The sequence below is a fragment of the Micromonospora sp. DT81.3 genome (assembly GCF_049847225.1).
Classification (GTDB): domain Bacteria; phylum Actinomycetota; class Actinomycetes; order Actinomycetales; family Microbacteriaceae; genus Microbacterium.
The window spans coordinates 211,067-226,165 of sequence record NZ_JBNCNY010000004.1 but is presented as its reverse complement, the minus strand read 5'-3'; the positions used below and the strand labels follow the sequence as shown (position 1 = coordinate 226,165).

General features: G+C 69.4%; 11 protein-coding genes and 1 other RNA gene. 6 read left to right on the top strand and 6 right to left on the bottom strand.

What is annotated here, in order from left to right:
* Positions 1-36 precede the first annotated feature (36 nt).
* Positions 37-403: RNase P RNA component class A (gene rnpB / locus ACPW96_RS11260), an RNA gene on the top strand.
* Between the two features lie 39 nt (positions 404-442).
* Here the strand turns inward: rnpB and ppgK are convergent.
* A complete protein-coding gene (ppgK, locus tag ACPW96_RS11255; protein WP_425883189.1) occupies positions 443-1,231 on the bottom strand; it encodes a polyphosphate--glucose phosphotransferase in 789 nt (262 codons plus the stop codon).
* 89 nt (positions 1,232-1,320) lie between these two features.
* Here ppgK and ACPW96_RS11250 point away from each other — a divergent pair, with 89 nt between their 5' ends.
* The 3 genes from ACPW96_RS11250 to ACPW96_RS11240 are packed head-to-tail and all read left to right on the top strand — an operon-like array spanning position 1,321 to position 5,944.
* Positions 1,321-1,548, top strand: coding sequence for an SPOR domain-containing protein (locus tag ACPW96_RS11250; protein WP_425818441.1), 228 nt, complete (start codon positions 1,321-1,323; stop codon positions 1,546-1,548).
* Between the two features lie 38 nt (positions 1,549-1,586).
* Positions 1,587-2,924: a type I glutamate--ammonia ligase gene (gene glnA, locus ACPW96_RS11245; protein WP_425818439.1), complete on the top strand. Its 1,338-nt coding sequence runs from the start codon at positions 1,587-1,589 to the stop codon at positions 2,922-2,924.
* A gap of 17 nt (positions 2,925-2,941) precedes the next feature.
* On the top strand, positions 2,942-5,944 hold the full coding sequence (locus tag ACPW96_RS11240; protein ID WP_425883187.1) for a bifunctional [glutamine synthetase] adenylyltransferase/[glutamine synthetase]-adenylyl-L-tyrosine phosphorylase: 3,003 nt from the start codon (positions 2,942-2,944) through the stop codon (positions 5,942-5,944).
* Between the two features lie 65 nt (positions 5,945-6,009).
* Here ACPW96_RS11240 and glnA (ACPW96_RS11235) read toward each other — a convergent pair whose 3' ends face one another.
* Positions 6,010-7,434, bottom strand: a complete 1,425-nt coding sequence (glnA, locus tag ACPW96_RS11235; protein ID WP_425818435.1) for a type I glutamate--ammonia ligase — start codon at positions 7,432-7,434, stop codon at positions 6,010-6,012.
* Between the two features lie 134 nt (positions 7,435-7,568).
* Here glnA (ACPW96_RS11235) and ACPW96_RS11230 point away from each other — a divergent pair, with 134 nt between their 5' ends.
* The gene (locus ACPW96_RS11230; RefSeq protein WP_425818433.1) at positions 7,569-7,973 is read left to right on the top strand and encodes an RDD family protein; all 405 of its coding nucleotides are present in this window, start codon (positions 7,569-7,571) and stop codon (positions 7,971-7,973) included.
* A 49-nt stretch (positions 7,974-8,022) separates the two neighbouring features.
* Here ACPW96_RS11230 and ACPW96_RS11225 read toward each other — a convergent pair whose 3' ends face one another.
* Positions 8,023-8,733: a DUF4191 family protein gene (locus tag ACPW96_RS11225; RefSeq protein WP_425883185.1), complete on the bottom strand. Its 711-nt coding sequence runs from the start codon at positions 8,731-8,733 to the stop codon at positions 8,023-8,025.
* Between the two features lie 127 nt (positions 8,734-8,860).
* Between ACPW96_RS11225 and ACPW96_RS11220 the strand changes: the two genes are divergently transcribed.
* A complete protein-coding gene (locus tag ACPW96_RS11220) occupies positions 8,861-10,243 on the top strand; it encodes a hypothetical protein (RefSeq protein ID WP_425883183.1) in 1,383 nt (460 codons plus the stop codon).
* Between the two features lie 9 nt (positions 10,244-10,252).
* Here ACPW96_RS11220 and sucB read toward each other — a convergent pair whose 3' ends face one another.
* The 3 genes from sucB to ACPW96_RS11205 form a co-directional block, all read right to left on the bottom strand.
* The gene (sucB, locus tag ACPW96_RS11215) at positions 10,253-12,076 is read right to left on the bottom strand and encodes a 2-oxoglutarate dehydrogenase, E2 component, dihydrolipoamide succinyltransferase (protein WP_425883181.1); all 1,824 of its coding nucleotides are present in this window, start codon (positions 12,074-12,076) and stop codon (positions 10,253-10,255) included.
* 109 nt (positions 12,077-12,185) lie between these two features.
* Positions 12,186-13,559 carry a dihydrolipoyl dehydrogenase gene (gene lpdA, locus ACPW96_RS11210; protein WP_425883179.1) on the bottom strand — a complete coding sequence of 458 codons (1,374 nt, stop codon included), beginning with the start codon at positions 13,557-13,559 and terminating at the stop codon, positions 12,186-12,188.
* Positions 13,556-15,085, bottom strand: coding sequence for a leucyl aminopeptidase (locus tag ACPW96_RS11205; RefSeq protein WP_425883177.1), 1,530 nt, complete (start codon positions 15,083-15,085; stop codon positions 13,556-13,558). The genes lpdA and ACPW96_RS11205 overlap by 4 nt, the downstream gene beginning before the upstream one ends.
* Between the last annotated feature and the right edge of the window lie 14 nt (positions 15,086-15,099).

Sequence of the window (15,099 nt, the reverse complement as noted above, 5' to 3'; positions counted from 1 at the left end):
GGCGCCCGGCGCCGCTCGATAGAATGAGACCGCGAATGGGTCGGCTGGACGGTCACGTCGCGCGCGGTTCGCCGCACGCGCCGAGGAACGTCCGGGCTCCACAGGGCAGGGCGGTGGGTAACTCCCACCCGGAGTGATCCGCGAGACAGTGCCACAGAGAAGAGACCGCCGGGGTTCGCCCCGGTAAGGGTGAAACGGTGGTGTAAGAGACCACCAGGGGTCGCGGTGACGCGACTCGCTGGGTAAACCTCGCCCGGAGCAAGGTCAGACAGGGGATGTTGACGTGGCCCGCCGAGTCCCCGGGTAGGCCGCTGGAGCGGCACGGCAACGTGTCGCCGAGATAGATGACCGTCCACGGGGCTTCGCCCCCGGACAGAACCCGGCGTACAGGCCGGCCCATTCGCCCTTTCTCACCATCCCGCTGCGCGGGCGGGCGGGGAACTCAGCTCGCTGCAACCACCGCAGGCGGGCCGTCTGCCGCCAGGCTCGCGGCGCCGATGATCCCCGACGAGTTGCGGTGCACCGCGGGAACGATCGGCGTGCGCAGCTTCAGCAACGGCAGGAACCTCTCCGGGTGCTTGGAGACCCCGCCGCCCACGACGAAGAGGTCGGGAGAGAAGAGGAACTCGATGTAGGAGTAGTACCACTGCAGGCGCTCGGTCCAGTCGCCCCATGACAGCTTCTCGCGCTCCATCGCGGAGTAGGCGGCGTATGACTCGGCGTCGCCGCCGTGCTTGGCGCGCTGCACATGCCCCAGCTCGGAGTTCGGGATCAGGACGCCGTCGTAGATCATCGCGGACCCGATGCCGGTGCCGAGGGTGGTGAGGATCGTCAGGCCCGCTTGCCCCTCCGCCGCGCCGTGGCGGACTTCGGCGATGCCGGCGGCATCCGCATCGTTGACGAAGTGGATGCCCCGGCCCAGGCCGTCCTCGAAGAACTTCTCCGCCTCGAAATCGATCCACTTCTTCGACACGTTGGCCGCAGAGAGCGTGCGCCCGCCCTTGACGATCGCGGGGAACGCCACGCCGAGCGCCATGTCCGAATCCCCGACGCCCAGCGTGTCGAGCACCTCGCGGACGGCGGCCAGGACGGCCTTCGGCTCTGCCCCCTCGGGAGTCGACACGCGGATGCGGTCGCTCGAGAGCTTTCCCTGATCGAGGTCGACGATGCCGGCCTTGATGCCGGTCCCGCCGATGTCGACTCCGATTGCCTGTGTCGCACCCCGTGTCATGCCTCCACCATACCCAGGCGCGGCATCCGGGATCAGTAGGATCGAGACAGCCGAGCCGTTCGACGGGCTCAGGAATCGAAGGAGTCATCGTGACCCGTGACGACGAGAAGTACTGGTACAACTTCACGACCGGACAGGTCGAGAAGGGCTACGAGTCCCCGGCCATCGACAGGGCCGGTCCTTTCGACACCGAAGCCGAGGCCGCGCACGCGCCCGAGCTGCTGCGCGAGCGCTCACGCGCCTGGGCGGAAGAAGAGGCGCGCGAGAACTCGTGGGGCACCCCGCCGCAGACGGAACAGGACACTGACGGCAAGTAGTCTGAGACGTCACGGGCCGAAGGGAATCCAGGGAATCCATGGACAAGCAACGAGACTTCGTTCTGCGCACGATCGAGGAGCGGGGCGTCAAGTTCGTACGCCTGTGGTTCACCGACGTCATCGGCACGCTGAAGTCGGTGGCGATCGCCCCGGCAGAGGTCGAGGGGGCCTTCAGTGAGGGCCTCGGCTTCGACGGCTCCGCGATCGAAGGTCTCACGCGCAGCTACGAGTCCGACCTGCTCGCCCACCCCGACCCGACGACCTTCCAGACACTGCCGTGGCGCGGGGAGATCGACCCCACCGCGCGAATGTTCTGCGACATCACGACGCCTGACGGGCAGCCGGCGGTGGCCGATCCCCGGCACGTGCTGAAGAAGGCGCTGGCCAAGGCGGCGGATCGCGGGTTCACCTTCTACACCCACCCCGAGATCGAGTTCTACCTGCTCAAGTCATCCTCCTTCGGCGCGGAGGGACCGGAGCCCGTCGACTCCGCCGGCTACTTCGACAACGTGCCCGGCGGCACGGCCCACGACTTCCGGCGACGCTCGGTGCGCATGCTCGAAGACCTCGGGATCTCGGTGGAGTTCAGCCACCATGAGGGTGGACCAGGCCAGAACGAGATCGACCTGCGGTACGCCGACGCCCTGGCGACGGCCGACAACATCATGACCTTCCGCACGGTCATCAAGGAGGTGGCGATCGAGCAGGGCGTCTACGCGACGTTCATGCCGAAGCCCCTCGGCGGCAAGCCGGGCAGCGGCATGCACACCCACATGTCCCTCTTCGAAGGCGATGTGAACGCCTTCTACGAGGAGGGGGCCACCTACCAGCTCTCCAAGGTCGGGCGGCAGTTCATCGCCGGTCTGCTGCGGCACGCCAACGAGATCGCCGCGGTCACGAACCAATTCGTGAACTCCTACAAGCGGCTCTGGGGCGGCGACGAGGCGCCCAGCTTCATCACGTGGGGTCACAACAACCGGTCCGCGCTGGTGCGCGTGCCGCTCTACAAGCCCAATAAGGGCCAGTCGTCCCGCGTGGAGTACCGCGCGCTCGACTCCGCCGCGAATCCCTACCTCGCCTACGCACTGATGCTGGCGGCCGGCCTCAAGGGCATCGAAGAGGGCTACGAGCTGCCGCCGGAGGCGGAGGACAACGTCTGGTCGCTGACCGACGCCGAGCGCCGCGCGCTGGGCTACGCGCCGCTGCCTGCCAGCCTCGACCACGCCCTCGAGTACATGGAGGAGAGCGAGCTCGTCGCCGAGACGCTCGGCGAGCAGGTGTTCCAGTACGTGCTGCTCAACAAGCGGAGGGAGTGGCAGGAGTACCGCTCCCAGGTCACCCCCTTCGAGCTGAAGAGCAACCTCGAGATGCTCTGACCCGGCGATGACCGCCGATGTCCACGAACGACCGCTCCTCCGCGCTGACCGACCTTGCCCGGCTGGGGTTCAGCAGCCTCGGTGAGGCAGAGGCGCAGCTCACAGAGCTGGCCGAGACGACCGGGCTGCCCCGCGAGGTTCTGACCGCGGATGCCGCCACGGCGGGCGATCCTGACGCCGGTCTCAGGGGCATGGTGCGCGTTGCGCGCCGGGATGCCGATGCCGTCCGCGACGTGCTGGCCGATGACCTCAGCCGCCGGGCGGTGTGGGCGCTGCTCGGCGCCTCGACGGGCTTCGGCGACTTCTACCTGCGGCATCCGGAAGAACTCGCGCACCTGCGGGGCTCCGCCGGCGCCCTCCCATCGAGCGCGGAACTGATCGATGCACTGCTCGAGTCGGTGGGCGCCGTCGACGGGTTCGCCGAGAGCGGTGACGAATCGGCATGGTGCGCACTGCGCGTGCGCTACCGACGGCTCGTGGCCCAGATCGCCGTGTACGACCTGCTCAGCAGCGATCCCGTGGAGGCCGTCCGTGCCGTCTCGGCTCGGTTGGCGGATGCCGCCGGCGCGGCGCTGGAGGCGTCGCTCGCGGTCGCGCGGACGCGCATCTCCACGGGCGTCGCGGGGGCCGGTCTCTTCCCGCGCGAGGAGGTGGCGGCGGCACAGCTTGCGATCATCGGGATGGGCAAGACCGGAGCCCGTGAGCTCAACTACGTGAGCGATGTCGACGTCATCTTCGTCGGCGGGGCCGCGCCAGACAACGACACCGAACTGCCGGAGAGCAGGGTCATCGACATCGCGACGCGGCTGGCGGTGCAGACCATGCGCGGCATCTCGGGCGCGGAGATGGAGCCTGCGCTGTGGGAGGTCGACGCCAACCTGCGACCGGAGGGCAAGCAGGGCGCGCTCGTACGCACGCTGGACTCGCACCTGGCGTATTACGACCGCTGGGCGAAGAGCTGGGAGTTCCAGGCGCTTCTGAAGGCGCGCCCGATCGCCGGCGATGCCGAGCTCGGCGAGGCGTACGTCGATGCGGTGCAGCCGAAGATCTGGACCAGCGCCGCGCGCGAGAACTTCGTGGACAGCGTGCAGCGCATGCGGGAGCGGGTCACCGAGCACATCCCCACGGCGGACGTGCCCTACCAGTTGAAGCTCGGGCCGGGCGGCATCCGCGACATCGAGTTCACCGTGCAGCTGCTGCAGCTGGTGCACGGCCTCAGCGACGCCGGCATCCGTCAACGAGGGACGCTCGACGCCCTCGATGCGCTCGTGAGCGAGGGGTACATCGGCCGCAACGATGCCGCGATCTTCGCGCGGGACTATCGGACGCTGCGTCTTCTGGAGCACCGCCTGCAGCTCCAGGGACTCTCGCGCACGCACCTCATGCCCCGCACGCCGGATGGGCTCCGAGTGCTCGCGAGGGCGGCCGGCATCGCCGAGACCGGCCCCGACGTCTGGGCGCTGTGGGAGAGCGTGAAACGCGAGGTGCGCGAGATCCACGTGCGGCTCTTCTACCGGCCTCTCCTGTCCGTCGTCGCCTCGATGCCGGAGGAACAGCGTTCCCTCTCGACCGAGCAGGCCCACGACCGTCTGGCGGCCATCGGCTTCCGCGACCCCGCCGGGGCTCTGCGGCACATCGCCGCCCTCACGAGCGGCCTCAGCCGCAAGGCGACCATCCAGCGCCACCTGATGCCCGTGATGATCCAGTGGTTCGCGGACGGCGTGGATCCTGACTACGGGCTGCTGGCCTTCCGCCGCATCAGCGAGCGGCTCGGCAACATGCCGTGGTTCCTGCGGATGCTGCGGGACTCGTCGGCCGCCGGGGAGAGCCTGACGCGCGTGCTCTCCGGCTCGCGGTACATCGGCGAGCTGATGGAGTGGATCCCCGAATCGGTCGCGTGGCTCGACTCGGACGAGCACCTGCACCCCCGCAGCGGACGGGCGCTGCAGGAGGAAGCGCGGGCGATCCAGACGCGCCACGACACGATCGACGACGCGATGCGATCGGTGCGGGCGCTGCGCCGCCGGGAGCTGCTGCGCACGGCCATGGGGGGCCTCCTCGGCGTCCTCACGATCGAGCAGGTCGCGCAGGCGCTCACCACCATCACCGAGGTGACGATCCAGGCGACGCTGAGGGCGGTGTGGCGCTCGGTCGTCCCCGCCGCGGACGGCGCCCTCGACTTCGCGGTCATCGCGATGGGACGGTTCGGGGGAGCGGAGCTGGGCTTCGGCTCCGACGCCGACGTCATGTACGTCTACAACCCGAACGGCGTCGACCCGCAGCGGGCCCAGGAGCTGGCGCTCCTCGTGGTGTCCGAGCTGCGGCGGCACTCCGAAGACCACCGCCTGCCGCTCGAGCTCGATGCGGGTCTGCGACCGGAGGGCCGGAACGGGCCGCTGGCGCGGTCGCTCGAGGCGTACACCGAGTACTACCGTCGCTGGTCACTCTCCTGGGAGGCACAGGCGCTGCTGCGGGCCCGCGGGGTCGCGGGAAGCGTGAAGCTCATCCGCGCCTTCACCGAAGTCGCCGATGGGGTGCGCTACCCGGCCGTGGTCGACCCGCAGGGCCTTCGTGAGATCAAGCGCATCAAAGCACGCGTCGAGAACGAAAGACTCCCTCAGGGCGTCGAGCGGACACGGCACCTCAAGCTGGGGCCCGGCTCGCTCAGCGACGTGGAATGGCTCGTGCAGCTGTGGCAGCTTGAACACGGTCACGGCATCACCGGCCTCCGAACCACCTCGACGATGACCGCGCTCGTGGCGGCGGAGGACGCCGGGCTGGTGAGCGACACCGGTGCCCAGCGCCTGCGGGAGGCCTGGCGCCTGGCCAGCCGGCTGAGGTCCGCCAACACCCTGCTCACCGGACGCACCAGCGACGTCCTTCCCACCGATCGCCGCCAGCTGGACGGCATCGGGCGGCTGCTCGGGTACCCGCCGCGCTCCGCGACGGAGGTCGAGGCGGATTACCTGGGCGCCACCCGCCGGGCACGCCGGGTCTTCGAGCAGCTCTTCTACGGGTAGCACGTACCGGGATCACACGACGAAGAGGGCCACGGTCGCCCGCGGCCCTCTTCGTGCGTCGTGCGTCAGACCCCGAAGTACAGCTCGTACTCGAAGGGGTGCGGGCGCTGAGCGAGCGGCTTGATCTCGTTCTCGACCTTGTACTCGATCCACGTGTCGATGAGCTCCTGCGTGAACACGCCGCCCTCGAGGAGGAACTGGTGGTCGGCCGCGAGGGCGTCGAGCGAGTCCTGCAGGGAGTTCGGGACCTGAGGGATGTTCTTCGCCTCCTCGGGGGGAAGCTCGTACAGGTCCTTGTCCACGGGCTCGTGCGGCTCGATGCGGTTCTTGATGCCATCGAGACCGGCCATGAGCTGCGCGGCGAAGGCCAGGTAGGGGTTGCCCGAGGCGTCGGGAGCGCGGAACTCGATGCGCTTGGCCTTGGGGTTGGTGCCCGTGATGGGGATGCGGATGGCCGCGGAGCGGTTGCCGGCCGAGTACACCAGGTTGACCGGGGCCTCGAAGCCCTTGACCAGGCGGTGGTAGCTGTTCAGCGTCGGGTTCGTGAATGCGAGCACGGCGGGCGCGTGCGCCAGCAGGCCGCCGATGTACCAGCGAGCGACATCCGAGAGTCCGCCGTAGCCGGCCTCGTCGTAGAAGAGGGGCTTGCCGTCGAGCCACAGCGACTGGTGCGTGTGCATGCCGGAGCCGTTGTCGCCGAAGAGCGGCTTGGGCATGAACGTCGCGACCTTGCCCCACTCGAGCGACGTGTTCTTGACGATGTACTTGAACTTCAGGATGTCATCGGCCGCGTGCACCATGGTGTCGAAGCGGTAGTTGATCTCGGCCTGGCCGCCGGTGCCCACCTCGTGGTGCGCGCGCTCGAGGATGAGTCCCGCCTCGATGAGCTTGAGGCTGATGTCGTCACGAAGGTCGGCCTGCTTGTCGACCGGGCTGACCGGGAAGTAGCCGCCCTTGTAGGGAGTCTTGTTGGCGAGGTTTCCGCCCTCCTCCTCGCGACCGGTGTTCCAGGCGCCCTCTTCGGAGTCCACGGAGTAGAAGCTCTGGTTCTGCGTGACGGAGTAGCGCACGTCGTCGAAGATGTAGAACTCGGCCTCGGGCGCGAAGAACGCGGTGTCGGCGATGCCGGTCGAGGCGAGGTACTTCTCCGCCTTCTTGGCGACCTGACGCGGATCCTTCGAGTAGATCTCGCCGTTGCGCGGGTTGTAGATGTCGAACACCATGATGAGCGTCTTGTGCTCGCGGAAGGGGTCGACGTACGCCGTCGTCACGTCCGGAATCAGCTGCATGTCGGACTCGTGGATGTTCGCGAAGCCCCGGATGGAGGAGCCGTCGAACAGCTGACCGACCGTGAAGAACTCTTCGTCGACGGTCGACGCAGGGATGTTGAAGTGCTGCTGAACGCCAGGGAGATCGGTGAAACGGATGTCAAGGAACTTGACGTCGTTCTCCTTGATGAAGGTCAGCACCTCGGATGAATCGCGGAACATGGAACTCCAGAGGTAGGGCATCGGGAAGGACGACCCACCCGTAGCGGGTCGATTCGAACCTACCGACAGGGCGTTGCCCGACGGTATCTCCCACGTTTCGGCCGTGTTACGCGTGCCTGGTTACGCTGAGGAGCATGACGTCATCCGCCCCGCAGAGCACCTACCCCGGGCAGCGCCTCGGCCTGCCGGCCACCGGGCCGGGAAGCATCGCCCGTGTCGGCCGCCGACTCGCGGCCCTGGCGATCGACTGGACGGCCGCCGTTCTGATCTCGGTTGCCTTCTTCGCGTATGACTCGCTGGCGACGCTCACGATCTTCGCTCTCGTCCAGGTGGTCTTCATCCCCACGCTGGGCGGCAGCCCAGGGCATCGCCTGGTCGGACTGCGGGTGGCCGCCATGCGTGGAGGCTGGGTCGGCCTCTGGCGCCCGCTGGTGCGCACCGCGCTGCTCGTGCTGGTCATCCCGGCCGTCATCTGGGACCCGGATCAGCGCGGCCTGCACGACAAGGCGGCCGGCACGCTGCTGGTGCGCCGGGGCTGATCAGCGAGGGCGCCGGCCCGATCGATCAGCGAGGCGCTTACCCAGATGATCAGCGAGGACGCTGGGCCCGCACCTTGGTGGGGTCGATTCCCTTCGGAATGGGGAGGGAAGACAGCGACTGCGAGACCGAGTCGATCCGGCGGATGACGGCGGCCATGGTGCTCTTGTCGATCTTCTTCGGGAGCGCCTTGATCGTCTTCGAGAGGTCGTCGATCTTCACATCGCCGTCGCCGTGACCGAGGTAGAGCACCGTGACGGGAACGCCCTGCGCGACCCGCTGCACCTTCTGGCGCTCCTCGTTCACGAGACGCGTGAGGCGGCCGCGCGCACCCTCGCCGACGAGGACGACGCCTCCGCGGCCCACGGCACGGTAGACGGCTTCCTGCGTTTTCGGGTTGACGGCCACGGGCATGTCGCTCGTCTGCCAGTTGCGGCCGAGGCTCGTGGACAGCACGTGTCCGGCGGCCCCCGGCATCCCGTCGATCTTGCGGTACATGGCCTTCGTCGAGAGCCGTGTCATCGTCATGAGAGCGGCGAGGATGCCCGCCATCAGGCCGGTGATGCCCCACAGCAGCACGCTCCACCACACGAGCGGCGGGATCAGGAAGCCGATGAGCACGCCGACGCCGACGGCCACCAGCACGATGCCGATCAGGAGCCACGGGAGCCACCGGTACGCCTCCCGCGTGAAGCGGAAGAGAGAGCTGATCTGCTTGAAGAAGCCGGGGCGCTTCTCGGGCTCGGGACTGCGTGCTGCCATGCGTCAAGAGTACCTTCAGAGCGTTGTCGGCCGAGCCGATTCCTCCCCAGGCGAACCGGAGGCGCGAGGCTGCACAGAATGCGTCTCGCCGGCTCGATGCCGCCGCGCGGCCGAGAACACTGAGACCGTGCCACCGCCTACGTCCCCTCCCGCCCCTGTCGCCGATGCGCCTCTCACCGATGCGTACCGCATCATCCGCACGGTGTCCCCACCCGAGACGCCTCTGGAGGGAACTCTTGCGCGCGACGGCGACCAGGTCGTCCTGCTCGTGGATGCGGCGGCCCTCGAGTCCTGGGCCGGCTGGGCCTTCGATCGCGCGCAGCACGTGCTCGGTCCCCACGACATCGCACGCAGACCAGACGGCCATGTAGCGGTGATGCCGTGGTGCACTGAGCGAGTGGATGTCTTCTTGGGACGGCGGCGCGCCGCCGCTTCGCCGCTGTCCGGTGGAGAGGTGGTGACCCTGGTCGTCAGCGCCCTCCGCGGAACCGCGGAGGCTCACCAGGGCCGGGCCGGAGACGAGGCGAGTCCCCGGGGAAGCTGGTGGCTGACGGATGCCGGGCGGCCGGTGTTCGTGCACGGTGAGTCCGGCGCCGATGTCGAGGCGGGTGCTCGCCGGATCGTGGAGGACGCAGTCTCGTCATGCGACGATCGCGTCCTCAGTCGACTCGTGTCGGCGGCGATGAGTGCGCTTGATCGCCCGCGGACGCTAGCGGTGGAGGCGAGTCGGCTGGAGAGCGAGCTGTTTCACGCCTCCGCGCCTCAGCCCCTCGCGACCACGATCTTCCCGGCGGCGCGCGTGCGGGACCTCGAGGCGCCGGCGCTCCGCCCGGTCGGCGGCACCGCCGTCACCGCGGATTTCTCGCGTCCGCTGCGGGACACCATCGCGCGTCACGTCGACGGTGAGCTGGCCGACGCCGTCGCCGTGACGGTGGGCGGCGTCGTGCGAGCGGTGCGCGCCAAGTTCGGGCGTGGCCGGCGTGCCCCCTGGCTCGCGGCCGCCGGTGTGGCCGGCGCGATCGTGCTGGCAGGGGCCCTCTGGCCGACCGACGGGGGACACGATCCGGTGGCAAAGGCGGCCGAGCCGGGCTCCTCGTCGGCGTCACCCCATCCATTCCCGACCGACGCATCGACGCCCGCAGCACCGCTCCCTGTTGACACTCCGGCGACGCCCGAGGCGGAGGCGCCGGAGGCGGAGACGCCGGCGCTCCCGCTCGAAGCGGAGGCCGGCCTGCTTCTGGACCGGTGGGCTTCGTGCGGATCGGCGGACGAAACGTCGTGCCGCGACGACGTGCTCGAGCAGACGGGGCTGCAGGTGAGTCCCGGCGTCATCGACCTGCCGGCGCGCGAGCGGGTGATCACGCTGCTCGATGACTATGGCGGCGCCGCTGTGCTGCGCGTCGAGTCCGCCGCAGGCAACGCGGCGCCGCAGCTGATGGTCATCATCCGGACAGACGACGGATGGCTGCTCCGCGACGTGTACGACGTCGCCGAGCAGCCATCCAAGTGAGGCCTGGAGTCAGATCCCCAGATCGCCCGCGAAGTCCGCCGCTTCCAGGCGGGTCTTGACGGCGCCGAGGAAACGTGCGGCATCCGCGCCGTCGATGATGCGGTGGTCGTACGACAGCGCGAGATACACGTACGAGCGCACCGAGATCGCGTCCTTGCCGTCGACCTGCACGACGCCGGGCTTCTTGACCACGGCGCCGAGCCCGAGGATCGCCGACTGCGGCAGGAAGACGATCGGTGTGTCGAAGAGCGCTCCCCGCGACCCGGTGTTCGTCAGCGTGAACGTCCCGCCCGCGAGCTCGTCGGGCTTCAGCTTGTTGTCGCGGGTGCGCGCGGCGAGGTCGGCGATGTCGCGGGCGAACTGCGCCAGGCTCTTGCCTGCGGCGTCCTTCACGACGGGCGTCAGCAGGCCGCGCTCGGTGTCGACGGCGATCGAGATGTTCTCGCCGGCGGGGTAGACGATGTCGGTGCCGTCGACCGTCGCGTTGACGATCGGGAACGCCTGGAGCGCCTCGACCGCCGCGACGGCGAAGAAGGGCAGGAACGACAGCTTGTCGCCGGTCTTGGCCTGGAAGTCGCTCTTCACCTGGTCGCGGAACGACGACAGCTTGGTCACGTCGACCTCGACGACTGTGGTCAGCTGTGCGGTCGCCTGCATCGACGCGACGGCGCGCTCGGCGATCACCTTGCGCAGCCGCGACATGGGCTGGGTGGTTCCGCGCAGCGGTGAGACCTCGAGCTTGGGGGACGGGGCCGGCGCGGGAGTGGCCTGTGCCGCCGGAGCGGACGCGGCTTCCGCCGCCTTGAGCACGTCTTCCTTGCGGATGCGACCGCCGACGCCCGTGCCCTGCACGGTGGCGAGATCGACACCCTGCTGCGCCGCGAGGCGACGGACGAGGGGCGTGACGTAGCTGCGGTCGCTCGACGCGTCGTCCACGAACGTCGGCGCCGGCGGCTCCGGCCGCTCGGCCTTCGCCGCCTCGGGGGCGGCCTGCTGCGGAGCAGCCTGCTGCGGAGCGGGGGCACTCGGCTGCGGAGCGGCGGGCGCCGGCTCTTCGGCGGGCGCCGGCTCTTCGGCAGGCGCCGGCTCTTCGGCGGGCGCCGGCGCGGGCTCAGCCGCGGGCGCGGCCTGCTCCTGCGTCGGTGCTTCCGGCGCTGGGGCCTCGGCCGGCGCACCGCTGCCCACCTTGGCGAGCACGGCACCGACGGCGACCGTCTCGTCCTCCTGCACCACGATCTCCTGGAGCACTCCGGCGACGGGGGAGGGGATCTCGGTGTCGACCTTGTCGGTCGAGATCTCGAGCAGACCCTCGTCCACCTCCACGGTGTCGCCGACCTGCTTCAGCCAGCGGGTGACAGTGCCCTCCGTGACGCTCTCACCGAGCTCGGGCAGCACGATCGACGTGCTGTCGCCACTGGCGGCGGGTGCCGGCTCGGGCGCGGGGGCTTCCTGCGGCGTCTCCGATGCCGGGACGTCGGCTTCGATCGGCTTCTCGACGGACGAAGCCTCGGGCTCCTCCACGGGGTCGCTCGTCGGCTCCGAAGGAGTGGAGTCGGCCGGGGCCGCCTCCGCTGCGGCATCCGAACCCGCGCCGCTGCCGTCGCCGATCTTCGCGAGCACGCCACCGACCTCGACGGTCTCGTCCTCCTGCACGAGGATCTCCTCGAGCACGCCGCTGACCGGAGAGGGGATCTCCGTGTCGACCTTGTCAGTCGAGATCTCGAGCAGGCCTTCGTCCGCCTCGACGGTGTCTCCCACCTGCTTCAGCCAGCGGGTGACCGTTCCCTCGGTCACGCTCTCGCCGAGAGCGGGGAGGACCACGGATGTGCTCATGACGGTGTCTCCTTCAAGATGTCGATGACTTCTCTAGCTTAGTGATGCCCCTGCGAAGCATTGCTCTCCAACGCATGGAGCGTTGCCCTGCCACGCGGCGGGCGATGGTCTACAGGGCGTGCAGCGGCTTTCCGGCTAGGGCGAGGAACGCCTCGCCGAGCGCTTCGCTCTGGGTGGGATGCGCGTGGATCAGGGGCGCGATGTCCTCGGGATGGGCCTCCCAGCCGACGGCGAGCTGACCCTCGGCGATCAGCTCGCCCACTCGATCGCCCAGCAGATGCACGCCGAGGATGGGCCCGTCCTTCTGCCTCACGACCTTGACGAGCCCGGCCGTGCCGATGATCTCGCTCTTGCCGTTGCCGGCGAGGTTGTACTCGTACGACACCACGCCGTCGGCGCCGTGCGCATCGATCGCCTGGGCTTCGCTGAGGCCGACGGACGCCACCTCGGGGCTGGAGTATGTCACCTTCGGAATGTTGACGTCCCGGACGAGCGCGGGGCTCAGTCCCGCGATCTGCTCCGCCACGAAGATCCCCTGCTGGAAGCCGCGGTGCGCCAGCTGCAGGCCGGGCGTGATGTCGCCGACCGCCCACACGCCGTCCACACCGGTGCGGAGGGAGTCATCGACGGTGACGTATCCGCGGTCCAGGGCAACGCCGGCCTCCTCGAAGCCGAGACCGCTCGTCACAGGGCCGCGACCGACCGCCACGAGCAGATAGTCCGCCTCGTAGGACTTCCCGTCCTCGAGCGCGACCGTGACGCCGTTGCCGGTCTGGGTCACACCCTGGAACCGCACGCCGAGGTCGTAGGCGATCCCGCGCTTGCGGAATGCGCGCTCCAGCCCCTTGCTCATGGCGAGGTCCTCGTTGGGCACGAGGTGCGGAAGCGCCTCGATGATCGTCACCTCCGCACCGAAGGAGCGCCACACGCTGGCGAACTCGACTCCGATCACACCGCCACCGAGGATGACGACGTGCCCGGGCACCTCCGTGAGCTCCAGCGCGCCCTCGCTCGTGAGGACCCGGCCGCCGATGTCCAGGCCCGGCAGCGTGCGGCTGTAGGAACCGGTCGCCAGGATGACGTCGGCACCGGTGTAGGTGTCCTCGCCCACCCGGACGGAGCGCCCGCTCTCCAGTCGTCCCTCCCCGGGCACGACCGTGACGCCGCGCGCCTTCAGCAGGCTCTCGAGGCCCCTGAACTTCTTGGCCACGATGCCCTCGCGGTAGGAACGCACCCCCTCGACGTCGATGCCATCGAGCTGCGCCCTTACTCCGAACGAAGCAGCGTCGCGCACGTTCTCGGCGACCTCCGCCGCATGCAGGAGCGCCTTCGTCGGTATGCAGCCTCGGTGCAGGCACGTGCCTCCCACCTTGTCCTTCTCGATGAGCGCCACCGACTTGCCGAGCTCGGACGCGCGGATGGCCGCCGCGTAGCCGCCGCTGCCGCCTCCGAGCACGACGATGTCGAACGTGTGGTCGCTCATCGCGACTCCTCTCCCTGTTTGGCGGATGAGCCCTCGGTGGCGGACGAGCTCTCTGCGGCGGTTGAGCTCGCGAGGAACTCGATGAGCGAGCGAACCGTCGCGCCCGTCGGCCCCTTGTCGGTGAAACCGTATCCGCCGCCCTTGTTCATCCCCACGCCGGCGATGTCGAGGTGCACCCAGGGGATGCGGGGCGCGTCATCCTCGTCCGACACGCGGCCGACGAAGTGGCGGAGGAACAGGCCGGCGAACAGCGAGCCGCCCGCCGGGTCGCCGATCTTGGCGTTGGCGAGGTCGGCGATCGGGGAGTCGAGGTCATCGACCATGTGAGCGGGCAGGGGCAGGTGCCACGCGAGCTCGCCCGTGCGATTCGCGGCCTCCAGGTACTCCTTCACCGCACCGCCCTCACCCATCACACCGGCGTGGCGCGTGCCGAGCGCGATCGTGATGGCGCCCGTGAGCGTCGCGACGTCGATGATCACATCAGGGTGCTCCCGGCTGGCGGCGACGAGGCCGTCGCCCAGCACGAGCCGGCCCTCGGCATCCGTGTTCAGCACCTCTACGGTCGTGCCGTCGAGCATCCGCAGCACGTCGCCCGGTCGCGTCGCCCGCCCCGACGGCATGTTCTCGGCGATGCACAGCCATGCCGTCACGTGCACGGGAAGCCCGCGCGTCGCAGCCGCACGCAGCACGGCCAGGGCGGTGGCCGCGCCGCACATGTCGTACTTCATCCCCACCATGGATGCCGCGGGCTTCAGCGAGAGCCCCCCGGTGTCGAACGTGATGCCTTTGCCGACGAGGGCGACGTGCCGGACGGCGTCCGCGGGGGAGTAGTCCAGTCGCACGAGACGCGGCGGGCGGTCGGACCCTTGGCCGACGCCGAGGATGCCGCCGAATCCGCCATCGGCGAGCGCGGCCTCATCGAAGACCTGCACATCGACGGGGAGATCCGCCACCGAGTCGACGGCTCGCCGGGCGAAGTCGTCGGGCCCCAGCCATTCGGCCGGGATCGTGACGAGGTCCTTCACCAGGGCGACGGCGTCGGCGTCCGCCTGAGCGGCCAGCACGGCGTTCGGCGGCAGATCGGCGTGCAGCACGACCCGCGATGCGCGCTTCTTCGCACCGCCGCTCTTGTATCCGTCGAACGCATACCCGCCGAGGCCCGCGCCCTGCGCCGCGGCGCTCAGGCTCTCGGCATCCACGGCGCCGAGCACGCCGACCGCGACGGTCTCGAAGCCCGTGAGGGTGCGGATGCCGGTACCGACCGCGTCGCGGATCGAGACGGCATCCGGCGTCTTTCCCGCGCCGACGACAGCGAGCGGAAGCGATGTCAGGTCCGGCAGATGCACGCGCGCGAACGCACTGGGTCCGCCGGTGAACCCCACGGCGGTGAGCGTCTCGTGGAGCCCCGGCCACTCGCCGAACGCCGATGTGTCCTCGCCGTCCAAGGAGGGGACTGCCAGCAGGATGGCATCTGCGTCGGATTCTCGAATGGGTGCGCTGCTCTGGGCGAGCTCGGGAAGAGACATGCACCCCATCCTAG

Coding starts and splice junctions, on each gene's coding strand:
- glnA (WP_425818435.1), bottom strand. CDS start 7,434: ATGTTCCGCGATTCATCCGAGGTGCTGACCTTCATCAAGGAGAACGAC.
- ACPW96_RS11240 (WP_425883187.1), top strand. CDS start 2,942: ATGTCCACGAACGACCGCTCCTCCGCGCTGACCGACCTTGCCCGGCTG.
- sucB (WP_425883181.1), bottom strand. CDS start 12,076: ATGAGCACATCCGTGGTCCTCCCCGCTCTCGGCGAGAGCGTGACCGAG.
- glnA (WP_425818439.1), top strand. CDS start 1,587: ATGGACAAGCAACGAGACTTCGTTCTGCGCACGATCGAGGAGCGGGGC.
- ACPW96_RS11230 (WP_425818433.1), top strand. CDS start 7,569: ATGACGTCATCCGCCCCGCAGAGCACCTACCCCGGGCAGCGCCTCGGC.
- ACPW96_RS11205 (WP_425883177.1), bottom strand. CDS start 15,085: ATGTCTCTTCCCGAGCTCGCCCAGAGCAGCGCACCCATTCGAGAATCC.
- ACPW96_RS11225 (WP_425883185.1), bottom strand. CDS start 8,733: ATGGCAGCACGCAGTCCCGAGCCCGAGAAGCGCCCCGGCTTCTTCAAG.
- lpdA (WP_425883179.1), bottom strand. CDS start 13,559: ATGAGCGACCACACGTTCGACATCGTCGTGCTCGGAGGCGGCAGCGGC.
- ppgK (WP_425883189.1), bottom strand. CDS start 1,231: ATGACACGGGGTGCGACACAGGCAATCGGAGTCGACATCGGCGGGACC.